The sequence below is a fragment of the Polyangium spumosum genome (assembly GCF_009649845.1).
GTDB classification, from domain to species: Bacteria; Myxococcota_A; Polyangia; order Polyangiales; family Polyangiaceae; genus Polyangium; species Polyangium spumosum.
The window spans coordinates 62,472-84,649 of the sequence record NZ_WJIE01000016.1 but is presented as its reverse complement, the minus strand read 5'-3'; the positions used below and the strand labels follow the sequence as shown (position 1 = coordinate 84,649).

Below are 22,178 nucleotides of genomic sequence, written 5' to 3'. Positions count from 1 at the left end.
CCACCCCTGCACCCGGACCAGGCACGGCCTGGACCGAGGGGGGAAGAACTGCGCGATGCGCAGTTCTTCCCACGGGCCCGTGAGAGCCGAGCGTTAGCCCTCGCCGATGGACGCTTCGAGCTCAGCCATTCGCGCGGCGAGCTCCTCGGCGGCCTTCTTGGCGGCGGCGAGCTCGGCCTTCTTTTGCGCCTTCTCCGCGTCAGCCTTGGCGCGCGCGGTGGCCTCCTCCTGCGCCGCCATTTCGTCGCGCTGCTTCTTCATGGCCGAGAGCTCCACCTCGGCCGCGGCGATACGCCGGTCGAGCTCCCTCACCGTGAGCCGCTCCGCGCTCGACCCCGAACGGAAGAAAGAATCGGCCCAGCCGGCGCCGAGGTCGGGGTTCTTGTGCTGGATCTCGCCGAGCTTGCCATACAGCGACTTGCGCAGCGCATTAAATGCGTCGATGCATTGCTTGCGCGTGCCCACGGCGCGGAAATCGGCGATCTTCTGGTTCACCACCCCCTGCGCGGCCGTCTTCTGATCGGCGCGCTCCACCGTGAGCGCGAGCTCGTTACCGACATTCTGGAGCTGCACGCTCGTCGAGGCCACGAGCGAGGGCGGCCACAGGCGCATGGTATCGAGCTGCCCGCCGAGGATGGGGCGCTTGAGGTCGCTCGGCCTTTGATGCGCGAAGTAATGGACGTAGGGCATGGCGCCGCGATCATTCTTCGCCTCGATGAGCGAGAGCGCCGCGACGGTATCGGTGAGCCGATCGAGGTCGTCGTCCACGAACTCCACGCCGGCGTTCGCCTCGAAGCGCTCGCCGATCAAAACGAGCTCCTCCATCAAGGTAGCGTCGAGCGTCGAGCGAAAGGCGTCGAGCTCCGGCACGAGGAAGGAGGTGAGCGGATGCGCCGCGAGGCGCCCGCGTGTGAAGAAGAACTCTTCGTACAGGGTCAAAATCCCCGTCCGTGCGACGAGGGTCACGATGCCAGCCATGGCAGGCACCCTACAGGAGCCCTCGTGCAGGCCGCAACCCCAAAAAACTGGCCGGACGGGGGGCGTCGAGCCTCGACGACGATTATTGATCCGCCGGAGGGCCGAGGCGCGCGTCGCGGGGCGAATTTGGGCGGCCGATCGACGGTCGTCGAGGGTCGGCCGGCGTCGGCGGGCGGCCGACTGGCTCTCGTCGAGGGTCGACGGGTACCGGCGGGCGGCCGACTGGCTCTCGTCGAGGGTCGACGGGCGTCTACAGGCGGCCGACTGGCTCTCGTCGAGGCTCAGCGGGTGGCGGCAGGGCGGCCGACGGGCGCACGTCGAGGCTGACGCGGGGCGCGCGGGAGGCCATTTCGACGCGTCGAAGCCACACGACGGCGGATCGGGCGGCCGACGGAGGCCGGTGAAGCGCGCGGGGGTGATGCGGGCGGCCGAAAAGGGAGGGCGACGCTCGACGGGTGCCGTCCGGCCGAGCAAAAACGGGCGTCGAGGTTCGAGGCGGGGGGAAGGGCGCGCTGGAGGGGGGCGGGCGTGGCGGATGGAGGCGTCGAGCCGGTCGTGAGGCTCGGTCGCGGACAGACTACGTCCGTGCGTCCCGTCTTTTGTCTTGCCCGACCCGTTCGTCCCCCTGATAGATAGGGCCAGACCTCATCCGAGGAGGGGATTCCAGATGAGACGAGGGGATTTCTTCGTCGCGGCGCTCGTCGTCGCGGCGTTCGTCGCATTCTTGTGTGTTTTGCCCGGGTGCGCCGCGTCGCGCGACCCGATCATGGCCCGGGTCTTCGAGGCGCCGAACGTCATTCACGTCTGCGTGCGTCCGCCGAACGTGCCGAAGAATCAGGCGTCCTGGGCCGTCACCGCCAGCGGCGGTCCCCTGACCGCGCCCTCGGAGGTGGACATCGCGAGGCGAAATGGCCTCGCGGTGTACGTGTTCGACCCGAATGCCCCTCCCCGGAGCGCGAAGCTCTTGCCGATTCCGCATCATCGGCTCGAATGCCCGGCGCCGCCGAAGCCTCGTGTCGTCGTGGCGAAGGTGGAGGGGGAAGGCGAGAAGAAGAAGGAGGAGACCAAAAAGGCCGAGCCCTCGAAATCGAAGCCGCGGCCGATTGCGAAGCGGTTCGAGCGGTGTCCCGAGGCGGGGCAGGTGCGGCGGCGCGGCGGCACGGGCTCCCGTCCCTGCACGAGGGTCCTCGTCAAGCGACCAAGCCCGGAGCCCGTCGTGGCGGAAAACCAGCCGCCCCCGCCGGGGCCAAAGGATCCGAGAGAGATGGGCCCGGGTGAAGTACAAACCTTCGACTGGGACGACGCCTGGAGGTTGCCCCCGGAGGATGCGACGCTTCTCGACCGAGCCTACGAGTGCGCCCACGGTGTTTGCCACGCCCGGCACAAGAACTTCGCGCCGAATGCGGGGAAGCCCGCCGGGAAGCACAATGGGCAGTCGTTGGCGACGGCGAGCGGGAGCGTGGGGGGAGCGAAAATACCCCGGCCCGTGCGGACCACGACCGTCAAGACGAGGACGAAGACGGTCGCGAAGCCGAAGGGCGGGGCGGCGGGGCAGGGGTCACCGCCGGGGACGGGGAGCGGGACGACCTCCACGGTCAAGACGACGACGCGGCCCTTCGGGAAGCCGAAAGGGGCGAAGCCGAAGCCGGCAACGCGCGAGAAACCCGGTCCCAACATCGACGCGAGCGCGCCGCAGAACGCAAAGGCGCAGGGCGATGGCGCTGGTGGTACAAGTGCTACACCACGGGTGCCGAGCAAGAAGCTTCGCAAGCAGTGGGAGGCCGCAACCGGACAGCCATGGCCCAAGGACCCCAAGACCAGCCGAAACCAGGACGTCGCACACAAGAAGCCGCTAGCCGAGGGCGGCTCGAACGACGTAGACAATATCGAGCCACTGCCACACAGCGAGCACGTCCGTCAGCACAGCCAGGCTGGCGACTTCAAGAGATGGGGGGCCAAGGCAGCCCCGACAAAAGGTGCGAAATGACCAGCCAAGTCGACCGTTCGAAGGTCCAGCCGATAACCGACATGCGCGGAGAGGATGACGCCGAAACGAACGAGCTGCAAGCGATGCTTCGAGCCGCTCGTGATTACATGGCCAGGTTTCCGTGGTGCGCTGCCATCGAAGAAGAGCACTTCGGCTTGGGTATCGGCCGGGTGGTCGGGGTATTTCTATTCCGGATTCGACCGGTGGGCGCAATCGATGAGTGGCTGTGGGTGATCGTCGGCGACGTGCCCATGGCCTATCTGGTGACCGATAGAGCATCGTCGCCTACGCAAGCCCTCGAGGTTTACTGTGAGCTGATGGACGACTGGATTCGCGCGGTTCGAGGCAGCGGCGACCTCCACGAGGCATTTCCTGTGTCGGCAATGCCCACGCCCGCAAATGCAGATTCGTTGGAGAAGCGCGTCGAGTTCTTGCGGAAGAAGGTCATTCCAGCATTCGCGTAGCGATGTGAGGTGAACCGAGCGTGCGGCCAAAGCTGCTCGGGCAACGACGATGCCCGCACCCAGGCGCTGGACGTCGTCACCCTCGTCGCGCCCACGATCGATACTCCCCAAGCCGCTGTTCCTCGTCCGGCGCGACGGGGTCGCCTTCAACGGCAGCACGCAGGTCGGCTTCACGCTCTCCGAGATCAACCCGCCGCTCGCGCAGGACATCGCGACCCTGGACGTCGAGCTTGCGAGCTTGCTCGACCATTTCGGCGCGCAGGCGGATGATGTCGTGGATCTCGTGACCGGCGAAGCGCGGGCCGCGGGGTTCTCGCCGGACGATCCGAACGAGTACGGGTTATCGCCGTCGCAGACGCCATGGGTCGAGGTGCCCGATGTCTCGGGCGTCGCGGGGGCGTTTGATCCGGGCAAGGATCCTTATGCAGCGTATGCGGACGCGGTGATCGCGGCGCTGTCGGAGGACGTGCTGGGCAATGTGGTCGTCAATCGCGCGGACTTCGCGACACACGTGCGAGCGTGGCGCGCGAACATGGCGGCGATCGAGAAAGCGCTGCTCGCGCGGATGAGCGTGTCGCAGGCGGAGACGGCGGCGTTCCTGAATGCGCAGATCCGGGTCACGAACCACGTGAAGCAGTTCATGGACGCGTCGGATTGGTTCCTGGATTCGCCGGTGCCGGCGGATCTGCGGGCGCAGGTGGACGGCGTTCTCCGAACGGCTTTTGGCCCGCTGGCCGAGGAGATGAAGGACAACCTCAACCAGTGGGACGGCTTCACGCTGAACCTCGAAGAGACCCAGCTCGTGGAGACGATCCGCGCGTTCGCGGGGGCGGTCTCCGCGGTCGACGGGGTCGTGGGTCCGTATGTCGAGGTGATGCAAACGCTGGTGCACGCGACGACGCGGATCGGCATTGGATTCGTGCCGTATGTGGGGCCGGCGCTGGATCTGTGCGAGGCGGTGACGGGGAAGCGGTTTTGTTTGCCGGGCGGGGAGGAGCTGTCGACGGAGGAGCGGATCTTTTCGGGGGTGGGGTTCGGGTTCGGGAAGATCACGAAGGCTTGGGCGGGGATCAAGGCGTCCGGGGTGAAGCCGGGGGCGAAGATCGTCGCGGCGGGGATGGTCGGGTACACGGATGAGTTCCTCGAAGCCTTGAAACAGAGCCGGAGGATGAAGTACAAGTCGCTCGACGGGGCGATGAAGGGGGCAGTCGGGACGATCGCGAACGAGTTCGAGGGGAGGGCGGGGCTGTACTTGATGAAGGATGAGGGGCGGGCGATGATCGGGGTCGGGGATGATGGGGTGCGCAAGGTGTTGGGCATTCCGAAGCCCAAGGGCAGCCTGCCCGAGGGCATCGCCCAGGCACCCGACTTCCTTACGGTGACGAAGGGGAACAAGCTGGCCTTGAGCGAGGCAAAGGGCGGGCAGGTGAACGGCGGAGAAGTCGTCGGCCAACTGACGAATGCGATGAAAACGCTGAAGAAGCTAGGCCTGGACGGCGATGTTGCACGTGTCGAGCTCATCATGAGCAAGGTTGGAACGATGAACGACCATGCCTTCAAGGTCGTGAATAACGTTCTCGTGGACCCGCTGGAAGGGAACAAACCGGTGCTCATCGACGGCACCAACCACCTCATTCATGTGATCAAGCTATGAGCAAGCCCGACGGCTGGACTCCGCGACGCGGATCCATGACGCACTTCTTCGCCTGGTGTGAGGAGGCGAAACGATTCGAGGTGTTCATGGCGGTCCTGGCGACGCTGGTTCCCGAGGGGGGGAGCATCGACGGGACGATTGAGGGAACGGGGGAGCCGCTCTCCGTGTCGCGCAGGGAGCTGGCGCTGGCCGCGGCCTGGGCACGAGGGCACGCGGCAGCGCATTTCTACTCCGCAGGAGCATCAGGGTGCCCGTACGGGATGTCGGTAGAAGTTGACGCGGATTCTCGCTTCCGCCTCGTCTGGGGTGGGCCGCTGACGCTGGGTGTCGGCGGGGTCGAGGAAAGGTTCACCATCAACGACATCTATCCGAGGCATATCCATATCGTGAGGGACACCCGCGTGCGACCGCTGGAGGCTCACTCTGCCGTCGCATGCATCCTGGCGATGATCGATATGAAGGACCTTCTCCTGCGCCTCTGCACGTGCCATCCCGCCATCACGACAGGCGGAGTCGGATGGGATCTCGACTGGGAGGCACCCATCGAGATGGGTGGGACCTACCATGCCGACTGCGCGGTTGGGCGCGATCTCGCCATGTCGTGGATGTACTACCGCGACCCGGAGGCGCGTCTGGGTCTCGCGGCCGGCTGGTCTCTGGAGAGACTGCACGAATACGTGGCAGCAGCGCCTCCCGGTGCATCCGTGCCCCTCGCGCGCGGAGACGTCCTCACGCGCGAGCAAGTGCTCGCCGCACTTTCGCTCCCGCCGAGCACGCTGCTCGACGCGCTGGAGGCGTGCGCAAGTGCCGACGCGGAGTGGCTCGCCGTCGAGCCCAAAGCTCGACATCTGCTCTTGGAGGTGGAGAAGATGCGGACGGAGAGGGGGGAGAAGGGCATGAATCTGGAGAAGGTGGACGTGGCATCGGCCGAGCATGCCCGCTTCATCGAGGAACATGCTCCCTTCGAGGTGCATCGGCTCCCGAACGGCGGCGTCCTCCTCGCGACCCACCCCTTCCGCACCCTCTGGCAACTCTGGGCCGACGCGCTGAATCTGCTCGGGATCCGGACGTAGCAAGGGGGGCGAAGCGGGGACGTCAGGCGGAGGCGTAGAGCGCCAGGCGGTTTCGGGCGAGCCGCAGGCGGGCGTACGCGGTCTTCAGGCGGATCCCGAGCGCGCGGGCGATCTCCCGCATGGAGCGACCTTCCATCTCGTACGCCCAGAGCACGGGGGCGAGCTTTGCGCCAAGCTTCTGGATTGCCTTCCAGAAGAGGCGGGCCGCGTCGATGGCCTGCGTCATGCGCGAATGGACCAGCGGCTCCGGGAGCTCACCCGGGAGCGTCTCCCATCGATTCCGCGCGAGGTTGCGATGGTTCGCCGCGCGATAAAGCGCGACCGTGCAGAGCCAGGCCCGCGCTTGCTCGCCCATCACGAGCCCGCCCCACCGCTGCCAGGCGACGAGGAAGACCTCCTGCACGAGGTCGTCGGCCTCGCACGGCTCCACGCGGCCATGCTTCAGGAGGACGGAACGGACGAAGCCCCGGTGTTCACGGTAAAACCGCGCGAAGAGCGCCTCCGGGGAGGGAAGGGGGACAGGTTTCTTGGCGGATTCAGGACAGACGTCTACCTTGATCACAGCTCGTGAACTCCAGGCACTTGGGGTTTGCGGGTCAGACGCCGGTCGGTGTTGCAAGCGCCGGCTGGCGTCGCTTGTTTTGTCTCACAGGTTGCGGGAGAAGGAAATCCCTAAACGGGGAGATTGGTTCGCCCAGGGAGAGCCCACGATCCATAGGGAATGGGTCGAGGGGGCTCGCAATGGGGGCTGTGATCCAAGGGGAACGGGCGGGCCGCCCGGGGAGGACGGCCCGCCGTGCGTCTCACCGCCGCGTGAGCTTGTGCAGGGTGCCGATGATGTGGTCCAGCTTGAGGCGGAGTTCCTCGTCCACGTTATCCACGTACCCGAGCGCTTCTGCCACATCCAGGCACGCGCGGACCTCCGCCGCCGAACCCATGGCCGTATGCCACCGGGCCCGTTCGTTCCTTCCCTGCGAATAAGCGCCCTCGCTCAAGTTCAAGGGAACGCTCGTTGCTGCCCGCCGCATCTGATCGCCGAGGTTCGGATCCTTCGTTGCAATCCGCTCCATCACCGGCCGCAACACCCTGAGCATCTCGATCGCCACGCCGTAAATCCTGAGCACCATCGTTTCCTCCGTATCCCCGACCGGGGACCCCGTTCCCCGGCCCGCGCGCGGAGGAAGGCGAAAGGCTGCGAGGCTTTGCCTCGCACCGCGCGCAGCCGCGCGGAGCGCGAAGCGCGAGCACGGCGAGCACGGCTTGGCCTTTTGCCTTCCGAGCACGCGGGCACACTCGCCCTCCCCGGACGAGAAGAAAGTACAAGCGCCCAGAAAGCAGCGGCAGCGGCAGCGGCAGCGGCAGCGGCAGCGGCAGCGGCAGCGGCAGCGGCAGCGGCAGCGGCAGCGGCAGCGGCAGCGGCAGCGGCAGCGGCAGCGGCAGCGGCAGCGGCAGCGGCAGCGGCAGCAGCGGCAGCAGCAACACTCCCGTTTCCGCCCTCACTCTCCTTTCCCCTCCGCCCTTCCCGCTGTCACCCCTCCTCCCGATCTGTTACCCTCGCCCCTTCCCATCCACGCAATCCCGGGAGGCCAGCTTTCCTCCCGAAGCGAGGTGACCCATGAAGCCCACGACGTATCGGCGATCTCCCAGGGCATCGAGCCTTTCGTATGGCCTGCCGATCGCATCCCTCGTGCTCCTCTCGGCTGCTGCGACCTGGACTGGCTGCGGCAGCGGTGAGGCGCTCGACCTGCCGACCGATCGCGAGGCCCAGCTCGGGATCATCGGCCCTCCCGGGGACGAGATTTGCGACGGATACGACAACGACTCCGACGGCGAGATCGACGAGGACGATCCCGCCATCGGCACGACCTGCTCCACCGGCCAGTTCGGGATCTGCGCCGCAGGGACGTACGTGTGCGGGTACGAGGAGCTCGTCTGTCTCCCGGACCTCACGCCCCAGGTCGAGGATTGCAACACCCCCGAGGACGAGGATTGTGACGGCTACGGCGGATGCCTCAGCGCCGGCGCGCACGTCTGGAGCCGCGCGTTCCACGGCTCGCGCGGGCAGGCGGGCAACGGAATCGCGCGCGACGGCGCCGGCAATACCTACGTCGTCGCCGAGTTCTACGACACCGTCGATTTCGGCGCCGGCCCGGTCACGGCGACCGAGAGCGACGGCGTGATCATGAAGCTCGACGCTTCTGGCAATACGGTGTGGGTGCGCCACATCGTCGACACCGAGCATGGGCGCGCGACCGGCATCGCCGTGAAGCCCTCGGGCAACATCGTCGTGACCGGCGAGTACAGCGGCTTCGCCGATTTTGGCTTCGGGCAGGTCCGATCGCAGAATGATCGGCGCGACATCTACGTCCTCGAGCTCGACCCGAACGGGAGCTCGGTCTGGGCGAGGACCTTCACGGGCCCCCTCCACGACGAGAATAGCGCCCTCGCCGTCGACGCGTCGGGCAACACCTACGTCACGGGCCGGGCGCAAGGCGCCATCGAGTTCGGCACGGGCCTGCTCATGGGCTCGAGTGATGGCTTCCTCGTCAAGCTCGATTCGAGCGGAAACACGGCCTGGGCTCGGCGCTTCGTCGGCGCTGGCGAGTCGCAGACGGTCTCGCCGGTCGTGGCGCCCTCGGGCGACGTCCACTTCGTGGCGCTCGTGAAGCAGGGCGAGATCGATTTCGGCGCCGGGCCGATCGCGCTGCCGCAGACCCACTTCAACGACTCCTTCCTCGTGCGGTTCGATCCGGCGGGCAACTTCCAGTCGTCGCGCCAGTTCGGGGGGCCGTCGGATCAGAACATCCGCAGCGTCGCCGTCGATTCGTCCGGAAACCTCCTCATCGCGGGCGACTTCACCTCGTCGATCGACCTCGGCGCCGGGGACATCACGGCCGTGAACACGCGCGACGCCTTCGTCGCCAAGCTCGATTCGTCGTACAACCTCCTCTGGCAGAAGCTGCTCGGCGGGCCCTACATCCAGAACGCGGACAACGTCCTCGTCGACGGCTCGGACAACGTCCTCGTCGTCAGCGGGTTCTACGATTCGATCGATCTCGGCGGCGGCGGCTCCATCCCCTCGGTCGGCGCGGAGGACATTTATGTCGTCAAGTACGACTCCGCCGGCGCCTTGCTCTGGAACCGGACGTTCGGCGGCGCGGCGGACGACATCCCCCATGCGGCGACCGTGGACGCCGCCGGAAACGTGTACCTCACCGGCGCCTTCTACATCGGATCGCTCAGCTTCGGCGGCAGCACCTTCACCAACACCATGAGCTGGTCCGACATGTTCGTCGCCAAGCTCGCGCCCTGATTGCACGCTCGGGCCCGGACGGCGCCGAGCATTCCGCGATCACGACCGGGAAAAACGGACGCATACCCGCGGGGACGCGGGGCCCCTCCCGCCTCCGCGGCGCGAGGGGCCTCGTCTGCGCAGGCGCGCGGGCTCAGGGCTGGATGATCTGCGAATCGTCCTCCCCGCCGGAGAGGCCGGCCCGCTTGCCGAGCCGCTCCTCGTACCAGCGGCGCATCACGCGGCCGGCCACGTCGCGGCTGCCGAGCCCGAAGGCGAGCGCCGCGGCCAGCGCGATCGCGCCGAGCGTGAGCGAGAAGGCGAGGGTCACGATCTCCTCGGCGATCTGCAGCTCGCGCAGCGCCATGAACGCGCCGAGCGCGAGGATGCCCGCCCGGATCGCGCCCGCCACGAGCGGCCGCTGCGACGCCACCGAGAGGTCACCCGGCGCGCTCGCGCCGCCCGTCTCCAGCATGCGCCCGCGCACCCAGTTGCCGAAGAGCAGCGCCGCGCCGAAGATCACGGCCGCCGCCAGCACGTGCGGCAGGTACGCGATGATCGCCGCGATCCCCGAGGCCACGGCGCCGAGGCGCCACGCGTCGGCCGCGTACATGACCACGATGAGCATCGTCACCCAGAAGACGATCGACGCGCCCCAGCGGGATCCCTGCTCCGTCCGGTCCGCTCGCACGGCGAGGCCGAGCCTGTCGACCAGCCGGTCGAAGCCCACCCGATGCAAGAGCGGCCTGGCGATGCCGCCGAGCAGCCGGGCGATGAAATAGCCGACCACCAGGATGGCGAGACCCCACAGGAGATCCGGCAAAAACGCGAGGAAATCGTTCCACGCAGCCCTGAGCCAATACGTGCTCCGATCCATGTTCGGTCCTCCGCTCCGAACGGGATGCAATGCGCGGACCGGCTCGATCGGGCGTATTGTTCCGTCCGACCGGCGAGGTTCCTCGGCTTTGCCGGGTTTCTCCCGCCTATCGCGGCGCGGCGGGCGCGGGCGGCGGCTCCTTCGCCGCCATGTTCCGGCGAATCCAGAGCGCCGCGCCTGCGCCGATGAGGCCGGCCAGCACCACCGCCAGCACCCAGATCACCATCGCCGGGCTGCCCGAAGGATTGCGGCGCGACGAGACCTTCGCCGCCGAGGGGGGTATGCTGTGCGGCGCCCCGTGTGGCACGACGAGCGCCGGCGGAGGGGCCGGGCGCGGGCTCACCGGGCCGTACGGCGAGGTGAGCGGCTCGGGCGGCGCGGGGCGTTCGCCGGGCGCGAGCGGCGGACGCGCTCGGCCGGGCGAGATACGCACGGTGGGCATCCGCCGCGGATCCACGCTGCTCGCGATGGCGACCTTGCCCGCGCCCTCCGTGGATTTTGGCGCGGCGACCGCGGGCAGCGCCGTCGGGCCCACGTAGGCCCGCGCCTCACGCTCGCCGCCGCCCACGAGGACGTTGCTCTGGTTTGGCGGATTCGACGGCCTCAACACGGGTGGTGGCTCGGGCGTCCCTCCGGCCCCGAACGAGGGATCGACGAGGTCGCCGTCGTGCTCCGAATCCGCGGATCTTCTCGCGCTCATGCGTCTCTTCACGCACCCCCGCCGCGGCTCTCCGCCGCGGCGCCGTCCCGATGGAAGGACAGGGGCACTTTTTGGGTATCCCAGGCCCGAGAGGTCGCCAAGGGGGTATCGCGCGCCGCTCTCCACTTTCCCGCGCCTGGTCACGGCCGCGCCCAGCACGCGTGGCCGACGCCCGCGGGGCGTGCGTCCTGTCGTCAAGCTTCCGTTGATTTTTGCCCGTTTCCCCTGCACTCTGCCTTCTGGCGTCGCGCTCCACCCACCTCGCCTCGGGCTCCTCGCCTCGGACACATGAACCCGCTCGTCCCCGACTTCATCCTGTACCAGGACTCGAGGGGCAGGACCGAAGGCAACTTCGCGGCGGCGGCGCTGTTCATCGACATCCCGGGCTTCACGAACCTCACCGAGCGGCTCTTCCCGCACGGCCGCGAGGGCGCCGAGATCCTCGCCGGCACCTTGCGCTTCTACTTCGACCCGCTCATCGGCGCGGTGCACGAGCTCGGCGGGACCATCGTCGGCTTCGCGGGGGACGCGTTCACGGCCGTCTTTCCGCACTCGACGGGGCGCAACGTCGCCGAGCACGCGCTCGCCGCGGCGCTCAAGATGCGCCAGTTCTTCCTGAACCGCGCCGTCCGCGCGACCCGCTTCGGCACGTTCCCCTTCTCGTACAAGGTCGGCCTCTCGTGGGGCGCCGTCGAGTGGGGCATCGTCCGCACCTCGCCCGAGCGCGCGTACTACTACTTCCGCGGGCCCGCGATCGACAAGTGCGCCTCGATCGAGCACCACGCCGAGAAGGGCGACATCCTCATGGATCTCGCCTTCCAGCAGCGCATCCCGGGCCGCGCCGTCGTGCCCATCGCCGACGCCGTGCTCAAGGTCTCGGACCTCTCCGACCTGCCGCTGCCGCGCGTGCCGCGCATCCGCCCGCCCGGCGAAGGCGCGCATTTCGTCCCGCCCGGGATCCGCGACATGCCCCCGCAGGGCGAGTTCCGCCACGTCACGAGCGTCTTTCTTTCGTTCGATCAGATCCCGAGCTTCGACGAGCTCATCAAGCTCGTCGACGTGGAGGCGAGCCGCTACGGCGGCACCTTCACCGGCGTCGACTCGGGTGACAAGGGCATCAACTGCCTCGTCCATTTCGGCGCGCCGATCACGCACGAGAACGACACCGAGCGCGCGCTCGACTTCGCGCTCGGCCTACGCAAGAGCGCGCCGAAGGGGATGCAGATCCGCGCGGGCATCACCCACGGCCTCCGGTACGCGGGCTTCAACGGCGGCACCGAGCGGCAGGAGTTCGCGTGCCTCGGCCCTGCGACGAACCTCGCGGCGCGCCTCATGATGAAGGCGCCGTGGAAGGAGCTCTGGTGCGACGGCGAGGTCAACGCGCGCGCCCAGGGCACGCACCATTTCAAGCCCGCGGGCGAGCACCTCTTCAAGGGGTTCGAGCATCCGATCGCGGTCTACACGCTCGATCGCAAGCGCGTCGCCGTGCAGCGCGAGTTCCTCGCCCGCGGCCTCGTCGGGCGCGAGCAGGAGCTCTCCGCCCTCACGGCGCACCTCGCGCCGATCTTCGCCGCCGAGAACGCGGGGATCGTCTACGTCGACGGCGAGCCCGGCCTCGGCAAGAGCTTCCTCGTCGACACGTACCGCCGCAAGCTCGAGGAGCGCAAGAAGGAGCGCCCGGTCCTCTGGATCGACGCGCGATGTGATCAGACGCTCCGCTCGAGCTTGAACCCCTTCGAGTACGCGCTGAAGGAGTACTTCGCGCAGTCCTCGGCGACGGGCCGCGAGGAGAAACACGTCAACTTCGACGACGCCCTCGATCGCCTGATCGATCGCCTCCCCGAGAGCGAGGCCACGCTCAAGCGCGAGCTCGAGAAGGCCCGCAGCGTCTTCGCCGCGATGATCGGCATCCGCTGGGATGGATCGGTCTACGAGCGCATGGATCCCAAGCTGCGCTTCGCCGGGACGCTCTCCGCGCTCTCGCTCTGGCTGCGCGCCGAGAGCCTCCTCCAGCCCGTGATCTTCCACCTCGAAGACGCGCACTGGGCCGACGGTGACTCGCTCGAGGCGATCAGCCACGTCGCGCAGGCCGTGAAGGATGCTCCCGTCGCGATCCTCTGCACCTGCCGGCACAACGACGACGGCACCCCGTTCCGCATCGAGCTCGACGAGAACGTCCCGCAACACGCCGTCACGCTCGGCCCGCTCTCGCGCGACAAGCTGCGCGAGCTCGCCGAGGGCCTCATGGGTGGCCCCGTCTCCGAGGTGCTCGCCATGTTCCTGAGCGAAAACGCGAACGGAAACCCGTTCTTCGCGCAGGAGATCATGACGTACTGGCTCGAAGCGAATCAGCTCGCGGGCAAGAAGAAGGAGAAGGAAGACACGGGCGTCTCGACGCCGAGCATCTTCCTCCTCCCGAACGACGTGAACAGCCTGCTCATCGCGCGGCTCGATCGCCTCGAGCCCAAGGTCAAGCGTGTCGTCCAGGCCGCCGCCACGCTCGGCCGCGAGTTCGATCTGCGCATCCTCTCGCGCATGATGGACGACGACCCGCTCCTGCCCGAGCTCGTCCACGTCGGCGAGGAGCAATGCATCTGGTCGCCCATGGCGAAGGGCCGCTACCGCTTCAGCAACGTGCTCCTGCGGAACGCGGCCTACGAGATGCAGTCACGCGCGCGCTTGCAGGAGCTGCACCGCCGCGCGGCGGAGGCCATCGAGGTCGCGCACGAGGACGACCTCACGGGGCAGCTCACCGCGCTCGGGCGCCACTGGCAACGCGCCGGGCAACCGAAGCGCGCCCGCTGGTACTTCCTCGCCGGCGCGCGCAAGGCCGCGGAGCGTTACGCCCACGGCGAGGCCAAGCGCCTCTACCGCGCCTACTTCAAGCTCACGACCGAGCCCACGCTGGAGAGCGTCGTCGTGCGGTACGAGTTCGGCCGTGACGTGCTCGAGCTCCAGGGCCGGCACGAGGAGGCCATGCAGGAGCACGTGCGCGTGCTCGACGAGGCGCAGAAGCTCGGCGATCGCGCCTCCGAGGCGCTCGGCCTGCTCGGCCTCGGCCGCGTCAACTGGGCCACGGGCCGCATCGAGAGCGCGCGCGCCTTCTACGAGCAGGCCCTCACCACGGCGCGCGAGGCGCAGAGCTTGTGGAACGAGGGTCTCGCGCTGAAGAGCCTCGCGGTCCTGCACAAGGAGCAAGGGCGCTTCGAGCTCGCGCGCACCTTCTACGAGCAGGCCCTCGACATCGCGCGCAAGGTCGGAAATCGAAGGGACGAGGGGAAGATCCTGGGCGACCTCGCCAGCCTGCATCACCAGCAGGGCCACGTGAACGAGGCCGTCGCGCTGCAAGAGCAGGCCCAGGCCATCGCTCGCGAGCTCGGCTGAGCGCGCGCTCGGGGGGCGAGCGTGTGCGCCGCCCTTGCCAGGCGAGGCCATGTTCGCGGAAGATGACGCCCCCCGCGCTTCTCCCGACGACGACGATGGAAGGGCAGCAGAGTCCGCCGATGCCTTCGACGCCCGCGCCCTCCATCGGGCGTGGGATCCGTGGATCGCGCGTCCTGTCCGGGCTCTTCGCGGGCGCCATGTCCGGCACCCTCGTCGCGACGTTCAGCATCACGCTCGCGGCCCTCATTTTTTCGGGCAACCTGACGAAGTACCTGCCCGCGGGCATCGGCATGGCCCTCGCGGGCTCGGCGATCATCGGCGCGATCGTCGCCGTCGGCAGCTCCTACCGCGCCGTCATCGCCGCGCCGCAGGAGAACACCGCGGTCGTCCTCGCCCTCGTCGCCTCGGCGATCGGCAGTCGGATCACGGCCAAGGGTGGTGATCCTTTCCCCACGATCGTCGCCGTCGTCTCGCTCTCCGCCCTCGTCACGGGTGGCCTCTTCCTCGTCCTCGGCGGCCTCCGCCTCGGCACCCTCGTCCGCTTCATCCCTTACCCCGTGGTGGGCGGTTTCCTCGCGGGCACCGGCTGGCTGCTCTTCACCGGCTCCATCTCCGTCATGGCCGGGACCGAGTTCTCCCTCGCGTCCCTCCCGCTGCTCTTGCGGACCGACGCGATCGTCAACTGGGTCCCGGGCCTGACGCTCGGGATCTTCTTGACGATCCTGCTCCGGCGTTACCACCACTTCCTGCTCCTGCCGGGCCTGCTCGTCTTCGCGATCGCGATGTTTTACCTCGTCGTGTACGCGGCGGGTGGCTCCGTCGGTGAGGCCCTCGATCGTGGCATGCTCCTCGGCCCGTTCCCGAGCGGCGCGCTCTGGCCGCCGATGTCGCCCGCCGCCGCGATCCACATCGACTGGGCCGAGATCGGCTCGAACGCGGGCAACCTCCTCGCGATCACCATGCTCGCGACGATCTCGATCCTGCTGAACGCCTCGGGCCTCGAGATCGCCACAGAGCGCGAGATCGACCTCGATCGCGAGCTGCGCGCCACGGGCATCGCCAACCTCGCGGCGGGCCTCGGCTTCGGCATGGTCGGGTACCTCTCGCTCAGCGAGTCGACCTTGAACCACAAGGCCGGCGCCGAGAGCCGCATCGCCGGCATCATCTCCGCGTGTATCTGCGGCGCGGCCCTCTTCTTCGGCGCGCAGGTCTTCTCGTACTTCCCCAAGCCCGTCCTCGGCGGCTTGCTCGTCTTCCTCGGCGCGGGTTTCCTCCTCGAGACCCTCTACGACTCCTGGTTCCGCCTCCCGCGCGTCGAGTACGGCCTCGTCGTCATCATCCTCGTCGTCATCGCGTGGATCGGCTTCCTCCCCGGGATCGGCGTCGGCATCGTCGTCTCGTCCGTCCTCTTCGCGGTCAACTACAGCCGCATCGACGTCATCAAGCGCCAGGCCATCGGCGCCGACGTCCGCAGCAACGTCGAGCGCAGCGCCGGCGACGAGCTCACCCTCGAGGAGCGCGGCAAGGAGCTCTACATCCTCCAGCTCCAGGGCTACATCTTCTTCGGCACCTCCTACACGCTGCTCAAGCGCGTCCACAGCCGCATGCTCAGCGACGATCCTGCCCCGACGCGTTACGTCCTGCTCGACTTCCGCCACGTCGACGGCATCGACAGCTCCGCGGTCCTCTCCTTCGTCCGCATGCGCAAGCTCGCCGAGTCGAACGGCGTCACGCTCGTGCTCACCGACCTGCCGAGCGCCGTGCGCAAGCAGCTCGAGCGGGGCGGGTTCGCCGACGGATCGAAGCGCGTCCGCTTCTTCCCCGACCTCGATCACGGCCTCGAGTGGGTCGAAAACGAGGTCCTGCGCGCCGCGCCGCCGAGCATGCTCCCGCCGACGAAGCTCGTCGACGAGCTCGAGAACGTCTTCCGCACCCGCGAGTTCGTCTCCGGCTTCCTCGAGTACCTCGAGCGCGTCGAGGCGCCCGCGGGGTACCAGATCTACCGCCAGGGCGACGTCTCCAAGGACCTCTACCTCATCGAGTCCGGCGAGCTCACCGCGTGGCTCGAGCTCGACGGCGGCAAGACCAAGCGCCTGCGCACGATGGGCCCTGGCACCGTCGTCGGCGAGAGTGGCCTCTACCTCGGGGCGCGTCGCTCGGCCACGGTCGTCACGCTTTGCCCCACGATTCTCTATCGCCTCTCGATCGACTCCCTCGAGCGCATGACGCGCGAAGCGCCGCACCTCGCGGCCTCGTTCCACCAGTTCGTCGCTTGCCTTCTCGCCGAGCGCATGGTCCTCGCCACCGGCGCCTCGAAGACGCTGTTCAACTGAGGCGGACGCGCGTGGCATGAAGCTCCTCCCGAGGCTCCTCCTGTCCGCTGCGATGACGACCGGCGTCAGCCTCGCGCCGGGCCTCGCCGCGGCCGACGGCGCGCTGCGCACGGTGCTGGTGATCGACGCCTCCTCGTCGATGCGCGGCACCGATCCCAAGGAGATCCGCAAGGTCGCGGCCGAGCTCTTCGTCGACCTCACGCGCAAGGGGGACGAGCTCGCGGTCGTCGGCTTCGACGGCGCCGCGCGTGACACGATGGACGCCCTCGTCGTCGTCGAGAGCCCCGACGATCGCGCCCGGGTCAAGCGCGCCGTACGCGCCGTCGGCAACGACGGGAGCTGGACCGACTTCACCGCCGGCCTCGAAGGCGCCCGCCGCGTCCTCGCCTCGAAGCCCCGCGCCCCCGGCGATCAGGACCTCATCGTCTTCCTCACGGACGGCCGCTGCGATCCCGACCCGCAAGGTCCACTCGCGGAGGCCGCGCGCGCCTCGGGCGGCAAATCCCGGGTCGAACAAGTTTGTCAGGCCAAGGTGCTCGACGACATCGTCCCGGCCCTCGGCAAGACCCGCATCTACGCCGTCGGTTTGTCCCGGAGCGCCCCTCGCGCCTTCCTCGAAGAGCTCGGCCGCCGCACGGGCGGCGTGGGTGTCGCCACCGATCGCGCCGACGAGCTGCCGCGCCTCTTCGCCGACATCTACGCCCGCCTCTTCGGCAGCCGCCTCACCGAGGGCGCGACGGCCCCGACGATCCCGCTCGTCGTCGACGAGGGCGCGAGCTCGCTCGACCTCGTCCTCGTCGGCCCCCCGAAGCTCGGCATGCGCCTCTTCGACCCGAAGGGCGCGGAGGTCGTCACGACCGGCGATCGTCCTGGCGTGTATTTCTCGGACAACCCGGCCTACCGCCTCCTGCGCCTCGACGCCCCCGAGCCCGGCGCCTATCGCCTCGACGTCTCTGGCGGCGGCGCGGGCGGCCGTTTTGCGGTCCTGCAAAACCTCGATTTGCATCTCGGGTTTCCCGGTTTGCCCGAGGTCGTCGAGGTGGGCAAGAAGGCCACCGTGCGCCTCCGCCTCGCGACCCCGGGCGGCAAGGTCCCGGCGAAGGCCTTCCTCGATCGCCACGCGTTTTCCCTCGCCGCCGCTGCGGGCGTGGACATTTGCGACGACGTGGCCCTCGCCGCGGCTTCTCCCGTGCCCCTCCGCCCGCTGCCCGACGGCTCGTTCGAGGCCACGATCATCCCCGAAAAGAAGGGCGCCACGTGCCTGCTCGGCCGCATGAGCCCGGGCGAGAGCGGCGTCCTCACCCGCGAGGCCCGCGGCAAAACGATCCGCGTCATCCCGCCGATTCACCTGAAGGCCGCGGTCACCTCTCCGTTTGGCACGGTCAAACAGGACGGCCACGCCGCGGCCACCCTCTCTTTCGAAGGCAGCGAGGTCGGCGAGCTCATCTTCGCCGACCTCGAGAGCGAGGGCCTCGCCCCGGGGATGTCCCTCTCCCATCCCGACGTCGAGATCGGCCCTGCCACGAAGAAACAATTCGCCGTCAACCTCGCCGTCGGCCGCGACACGGCCCCCGGCCCGCGCGAGATCACGCTCCGCGTCGTCCCCAAGAAACCGCAGGGCTTCGAGGACCGGGCCGTCATGGTCCGCGTCCCGGTCACGATCGTCCCGCTGACCTTCTGGGAGCGCCATGGCCGCAACATTCAGCTCTTCCTCGTGGCGTTCTTCACGTTCTTCGTCGCCATCGGCCTCCTGCTCCCGGCGCGGTTCCGGCGCACGGCGATCCTCCATTACGAGGATCGCCGCGACCCCGATCTGCCGCGCCAGGCGAAGTTCCCGCTCGGCGCGAAGGTGAAGGCGGGGCTTTATCGCTCCGCGCGCGTCTCGGTTGGCCCGATGGGCCCCGTTTCGCGTGGCGGCGTCGTCGAGCTCCTGGCGGGCCCCGGCGGTGCCGTGCTCGCCCGCCCCGCCGCGGGCAAACGCGCGACCGAGCTGCCGCGCGAGGACGATTTCAACCCGGGCGAGCCTCGCGAGCCGCGGCTCGTGAAAGGCTGGTTCCGCGTCACGCCGGGCGTGAAATACGCGATCGAGGGCACGGGGCTCGTGTTCTGGTGGAGCCCGCGGTGAGGCCGCTCGGCGGCTTCACCGCATCACCCTTTCCAGCCCCTTCGTCTCTCTGGTAGGCTCGGCGGCCCCCGCTCTCGGGGAGGGGAAGCCGCATGCCGCTCAGCGAAAAGAAGATCGCCCCCGCGTTTTTTATTGGCCTCGGGGGCGCGGGAGGCGCCATCGTCGACGAGCTCGCCCGCAAGGTGAAGCAGGAAGACTCGTTCGAGCGATACAAGGATCTCGTCCACTTCTTCGCGTTCGACACCGACGCCGACGACCTCGCGCGGCTCGTCTGGATCGACGCGGCCCACAAGTTCGTCCTCTCGGATTTCGACAAACCCGAGTACGTCGAGCTCAAGCGCGGAAAGCTCCACGCGAAGGCCGATCCCCTCTTCGAGCAGTGGTGGCCCGCGTGGTACCAGCCCCGCGCGCATCGCGGCAAGGGCGCGGGCCAGATCCGCATCGAGAGCCGCCTCTCGCTCTACCACCACCTCGAGAACGATCGCGCCAAGATCCTCGAGACCCTCGAGAAGGCCATCCGGCGCGCCTACGACGTCCACAACCCCTTCCGCGCCAACAAGGCCGCCAAGATCCACGTCTATGCCTCCCTCGCCGGCGGCACCGGCTCCGGCGGCTTCGCCATGATGGCGCTCACGGTCCGGCGCCTCCTCGGCGGCCAGCGCGGGCATCGCATCATCGGCACGTTCGTCCTGCCGAACGTTTTTCGCGGCAAGGGCCTGCCGCCGAACCAGTTCGACAAGATCATGGCGAACGGCTACGCGGCCCTCCAGGAGCTCGAGCTCCTGCAGAGCGCCGGCCCCGCCGCGCCCGTGGAGTTCCACTACGACCCCGACAACCCCGAGCGCGTGCTGGTCGACCGGCCGCCGTTCGATCAGATCTACCTCGTCGAGGAGAAGACCGACAGCGGCGTGGTCCTCGCCGACTCGCAGGAGGTCTACCCCGCGATCGCCGACGCCGCGCACGCGCAGATCTTCACCTCGATCCTCGATCGCGAGGGCTCGACGCTCGACAACGACACGCGCGAGCTCATGCAGCTCGACGAGCAGGCCTTCACCAAATCGTTTGGCTCCTTCGGCATCGGCGCGCTCGTCCTGCCCGTGGCGGACGTGCTCGAGCACGCGGCCTTGAAGCTCGGCGCGGAGCTCTTGCTCGCGGCCGTGCCCGGCGGCAGCGCGGCCCTCGGCGACGGCGCCGATCTCGACGCGGCCGATCAGGCCTTCGTCCGCGGCCTCGAGAGCAAGGCCGACGGCAAAGGCGAGGACGCCGAGCCTTATCGACGCGCCGTCGAGTGGGCGCGCGGCGGCGGCAGCGGCGGCGAGGGCACGATTGGCGCGTTCCTCCGCCGCAGCCGCGAGGACGTGGCCAAGCGCGTCGACGAGGCCATCAAGCTGCGCGGCTGGGACGAGGCCGAGCTCTCGGCGTTCGAGCGTGACCCCGAGCGCGTCCGCTCCGAGACCGCGCAGGCCTTCGCCGCGCTCAAGGTCCAGGTCGGCAAGAGCGAGGACGCCGCGCGCGAGCGGGCGCGCGAGGCTGCTCTGCGCGTCGCGTCCGAGTCCGGCGAGCTCTCGCTCACCGAGCTCGCGAAGGACAAAGGCCCCACCGAGGCGCGTTACTTCCACGCCTTGCTGCGGCAAGCCGTCGCGGCCGAGCAGGAGACCGCGCGCAAGGCCTACGAGCGGGGCCTCGTCCTCTCGGACGGCCGCCTCGCCGAGGATTTCAAGCGCCGCGTCGACGAGCTCGCGGCGGCCGCGCCGGAGACCTTGCTCGAGAAGCTCCCGGGCCGGCAAAACGATTACTTCGAGGTCGCCGCCTCCTTCGCCGGCTGGTACCGCGACGTGCTCGACGGCCTGCGCGCCCGCATCCGCGCGAACGCCATGATCGAGTACTTCGCGGCCGTCCTTCGTGAGCTCGACCGTCGCCGCCTCTCGAGCTTCCACTTCTTCGCGCGGGTCGACCGCATCCAGCGGAGGCTCGAAGAGCGCGCCGCGCGGATCGTCGCCGCGGGCGGGCGCCGGCACGAGGGCGGCGACGCGAATCGGTACGTGCTCGACGTCGAGGTCTTGCAGGATCACCGCACGGGCCAGCGGCTCTGGGATCACCTGTATGCGCGCCTCGTGCGCCCGAGTGATCTCCAGCTCTCCGGCGCGCTCTCGCGCCTCGCGGCGGTCGCGAGCCAGGGCGGGGCCGAGCAGGACATTGAGAGGCGCATCATCGACGACCTCGTCCAGCTCGCCTCGGCCGCGCTTCGTGGCCGCATCGCGGGTGGGCTCGAGGAGCGCGGCCTGCGTATCGACGAGGAGCTCCGCTTCGAGGCGCAGCTCGTCTCGGCCACGCGCCGGCTCGAGCGCCGCGGCGGCCCGCTCCCGCCTGCCTCCGATCCGCAATGGATCGAGGAGGCGCGGCGCACGCCCGAGGAGGAGATCCAGAAGTACATCAAAGACAAACTCGAGTTCGCCGCCGCGAAATGTGCGCCCTTCGTCACGCTCGGCGCGGGCGCGCCGCTCCTGCCCGACAAGGCGTACGTCGTCATGCACGGCGATTACGAGCGCACGCTCGGCCCGATCCTCGCGCACCTCGCGACTCATCGCGTCGACAGGGGCCAGATCGTCGCCTCGGATCGAGCCTTCGAGATCATCTTCTACCTCGCGCGGCTCGGCTGCCCGCTGCACGCGGTGAAGAGTTTGTCCGACTACGAGCGCCGTTACCGCGCGGTGAAGGACAAGGAGCTCGCCGAGGGCGCGAAGGTGCCGGGTTTGCCCAAGGGCGTGCCGCAGATCCCGCTGCACATCGATCGCAACTGGGAGGGCGCGCCGGACCCGGACACGCGCCTCTTCCGCATCTCGATCGACGGCGTGCGCGAGAACGACTCCAAGATCGCCTGGACCGAGCGGCGCTCGCGCGTCCAGGAGAAGGCGGGCGAGGAGCAGGTCCGCACGGACGACATGCGTGATTTCACGCTCGCGATCTGCTTCGGCGTCATCCGCCGCGCCGAGGGCGTCTACCTCATCGAGGACCCGGATCTCCCCGAGGATCGCCGCAGGCTCGGGAAATTCCGCGACCAGGCATTCACGAGTTATCGCGCTCGTATCGAAGCGCAGAAGACCTGGGTGCGGCGCGCGTACACGGCAGCGCTCGTCCGGATCGAGGAAGATCGCGAGCACGCCGAGCTCGGCTCGCGCCTCGAAGCGCACGTCACCGACATCGAGCGTCTGGTGAAGCTCGCGGACGGCGCGGGCGGCAAACCCGAGCTCGAGCACCTCGCCCGCGAGCTCGAATGCCTCGCGGCGTTCCGCCGGGAAAAAGGGCTCTGA

At 68.8% G+C, this 22,178-nt stretch carries 14 protein-coding genes; 9 read left to right on the top strand and 5 right to left on the bottom strand.

Annotation, left to right across the window (positions count from 1 at the left end):
• Positions 1-93: 93 nt before the first annotated feature.
• On the bottom strand, positions 94-978 hold the full coding sequence (locus tag GF068_RS35840) for a hypothetical protein (RefSeq protein WP_153824042.1): 885 nt from the start codon (positions 976-978) through the stop codon (positions 94-96).
• Positions 979-1,645: 667 nt separating this feature from the next.
• Here GF068_RS35840 and GF068_RS35835 point away from each other — a divergent pair.
• Genes GF068_RS35835 through GF068_RS35820 form a run of 4 tightly spaced genes read left to right on the top strand, consistent with a single transcriptional unit; the run spans position 1,646 to position 6,156 of the window.
• Positions 1,646-2,965, top strand: coding sequence for an HNH endonuclease signature motif containing protein (locus tag GF068_RS35835; protein ID WP_153824041.1), 1,320 nt, complete (start codon positions 1,646-1,648; stop codon positions 2,963-2,965).
• A complete protein-coding gene (locus tag GF068_RS35830; RefSeq protein WP_153824040.1) occupies positions 2,962-3,429 on the top strand; it encodes a hypothetical protein in 468 nt (155 codons plus the stop codon). The genes GF068_RS35835 and GF068_RS35830 overlap by 4 nt, the downstream gene beginning before the upstream one ends.
• A gap of 49 nt (positions 3,430-3,478) precedes the next feature.
• Positions 3,479-5,083: a hypothetical protein gene (locus GF068_RS44565; RefSeq protein ID WP_206079624.1), complete on the top strand. Its 1,605-nt coding sequence runs from the start codon at positions 3,479-3,481 to the stop codon at positions 5,081-5,083.
• A 35-nt stretch (positions 5,084-5,118) separates the two neighbouring features.
• Positions 5,119-6,156: a hypothetical protein gene (locus tag GF068_RS35820; RefSeq protein WP_153824039.1), complete on the top strand. Its 1,038-nt coding sequence runs from the start codon at positions 5,119-5,121 to the stop codon at positions 6,154-6,156.
• A 22-nt stretch (positions 6,157-6,178) separates the two neighbouring features.
• On the opposite strand, the gene GF068_RS35815 is transcribed toward GF068_RS35820, so the two are convergent.
• Positions 6,179-6,718 (bottom strand): sigma-70 family RNA polymerase sigma factor, encoded by a 540-nt coding sequence (locus GF068_RS35815; protein WP_170319872.1) that lies wholly within the window; start codon positions 6,716-6,718, stop codon positions 6,179-6,181.
• Positions 6,719-6,959: 241 nt separating this feature from the next.
• Positions 6,960-7,283 (bottom strand): four helix bundle protein, encoded by a 324-nt coding sequence (locus tag GF068_RS35810; protein ID WP_153824037.1) that lies wholly within the window; start codon positions 7,281-7,283, stop codon positions 6,960-6,962.
• A 488-nt stretch (positions 7,284-7,771) separates the two neighbouring features.
• On the opposite strand from GF068_RS35810, the gene GF068_RS35800 reads away from it, so the two are divergent.
• A complete protein-coding gene (locus tag GF068_RS35800) occupies positions 7,772-9,469 on the top strand; it encodes an SBBP repeat-containing protein (RefSeq protein WP_153824036.1) in 1,698 nt (565 codons plus the stop codon).
• A gap of 133 nt (positions 9,470-9,602) precedes the next feature.
• Here the strand turns inward: GF068_RS35800 and GF068_RS35795 are convergent, their stop codons facing one another.
• Both GF068_RS35795 and GF068_RS35790 read right to left on the bottom strand, forming a co-directional pair.
• A complete protein-coding gene (locus GF068_RS35795) occupies positions 9,603-10,325 on the bottom strand; it encodes a mechanosensitive ion channel family protein (protein ID WP_153824035.1) in 723 nt (240 codons plus the stop codon).
• Positions 10,326-10,431: 106 nt separating this feature from the next.
• Positions 10,432-11,025, bottom strand: coding sequence for a hypothetical protein (locus GF068_RS35790; RefSeq protein WP_153824034.1), 594 nt, complete (start codon positions 11,023-11,025; stop codon positions 10,432-10,434).
• A gap of 288 nt (positions 11,026-11,313) precedes the next feature.
• On the opposite strand from GF068_RS35790, the gene GF068_RS35785 reads away from it, so the two are divergent.
• The 4 genes from GF068_RS35785 (at position 11,314) to GF068_RS35770 (ending at position 22,178) form a co-directional block, all read left to right on the top strand.
• The gene (locus GF068_RS35785; RefSeq protein WP_153824033.1) at positions 11,314-14,409 is read left to right on the top strand and encodes a tetratricopeptide repeat protein; all 3,096 of its coding nucleotides are present in this window, start codon (positions 11,314-11,316) and stop codon (positions 14,407-14,409) included.
• A gap of 197 nt (positions 14,410-14,606) precedes the next feature.
• Complete coding sequence (locus GF068_RS35780; RefSeq protein ID WP_240807924.1) at positions 14,607-16,742, top strand: SLC26A/SulP transporter family protein; 2,136 nt, start codon at positions 14,607-14,609, stop codon at positions 16,740-16,742.
• A gap of 16 nt (positions 16,743-16,758) precedes the next feature.
• Entirely contained in the window at positions 16,759-18,867 is a 2,109-nt protein-coding gene (locus tag GF068_RS35775) for a vWA domain-containing protein (RefSeq protein WP_153824031.1), read from the top strand.
• 92 nt (positions 18,868-18,959) lie between these two features.
• Complete coding sequence (locus GF068_RS35770) at positions 18,960-22,178, top strand: tubulin-like doman-containing protein (RefSeq protein ID WP_153824030.1); 3,219 nt, start codon at positions 18,960-18,962, stop codon at positions 22,176-22,178.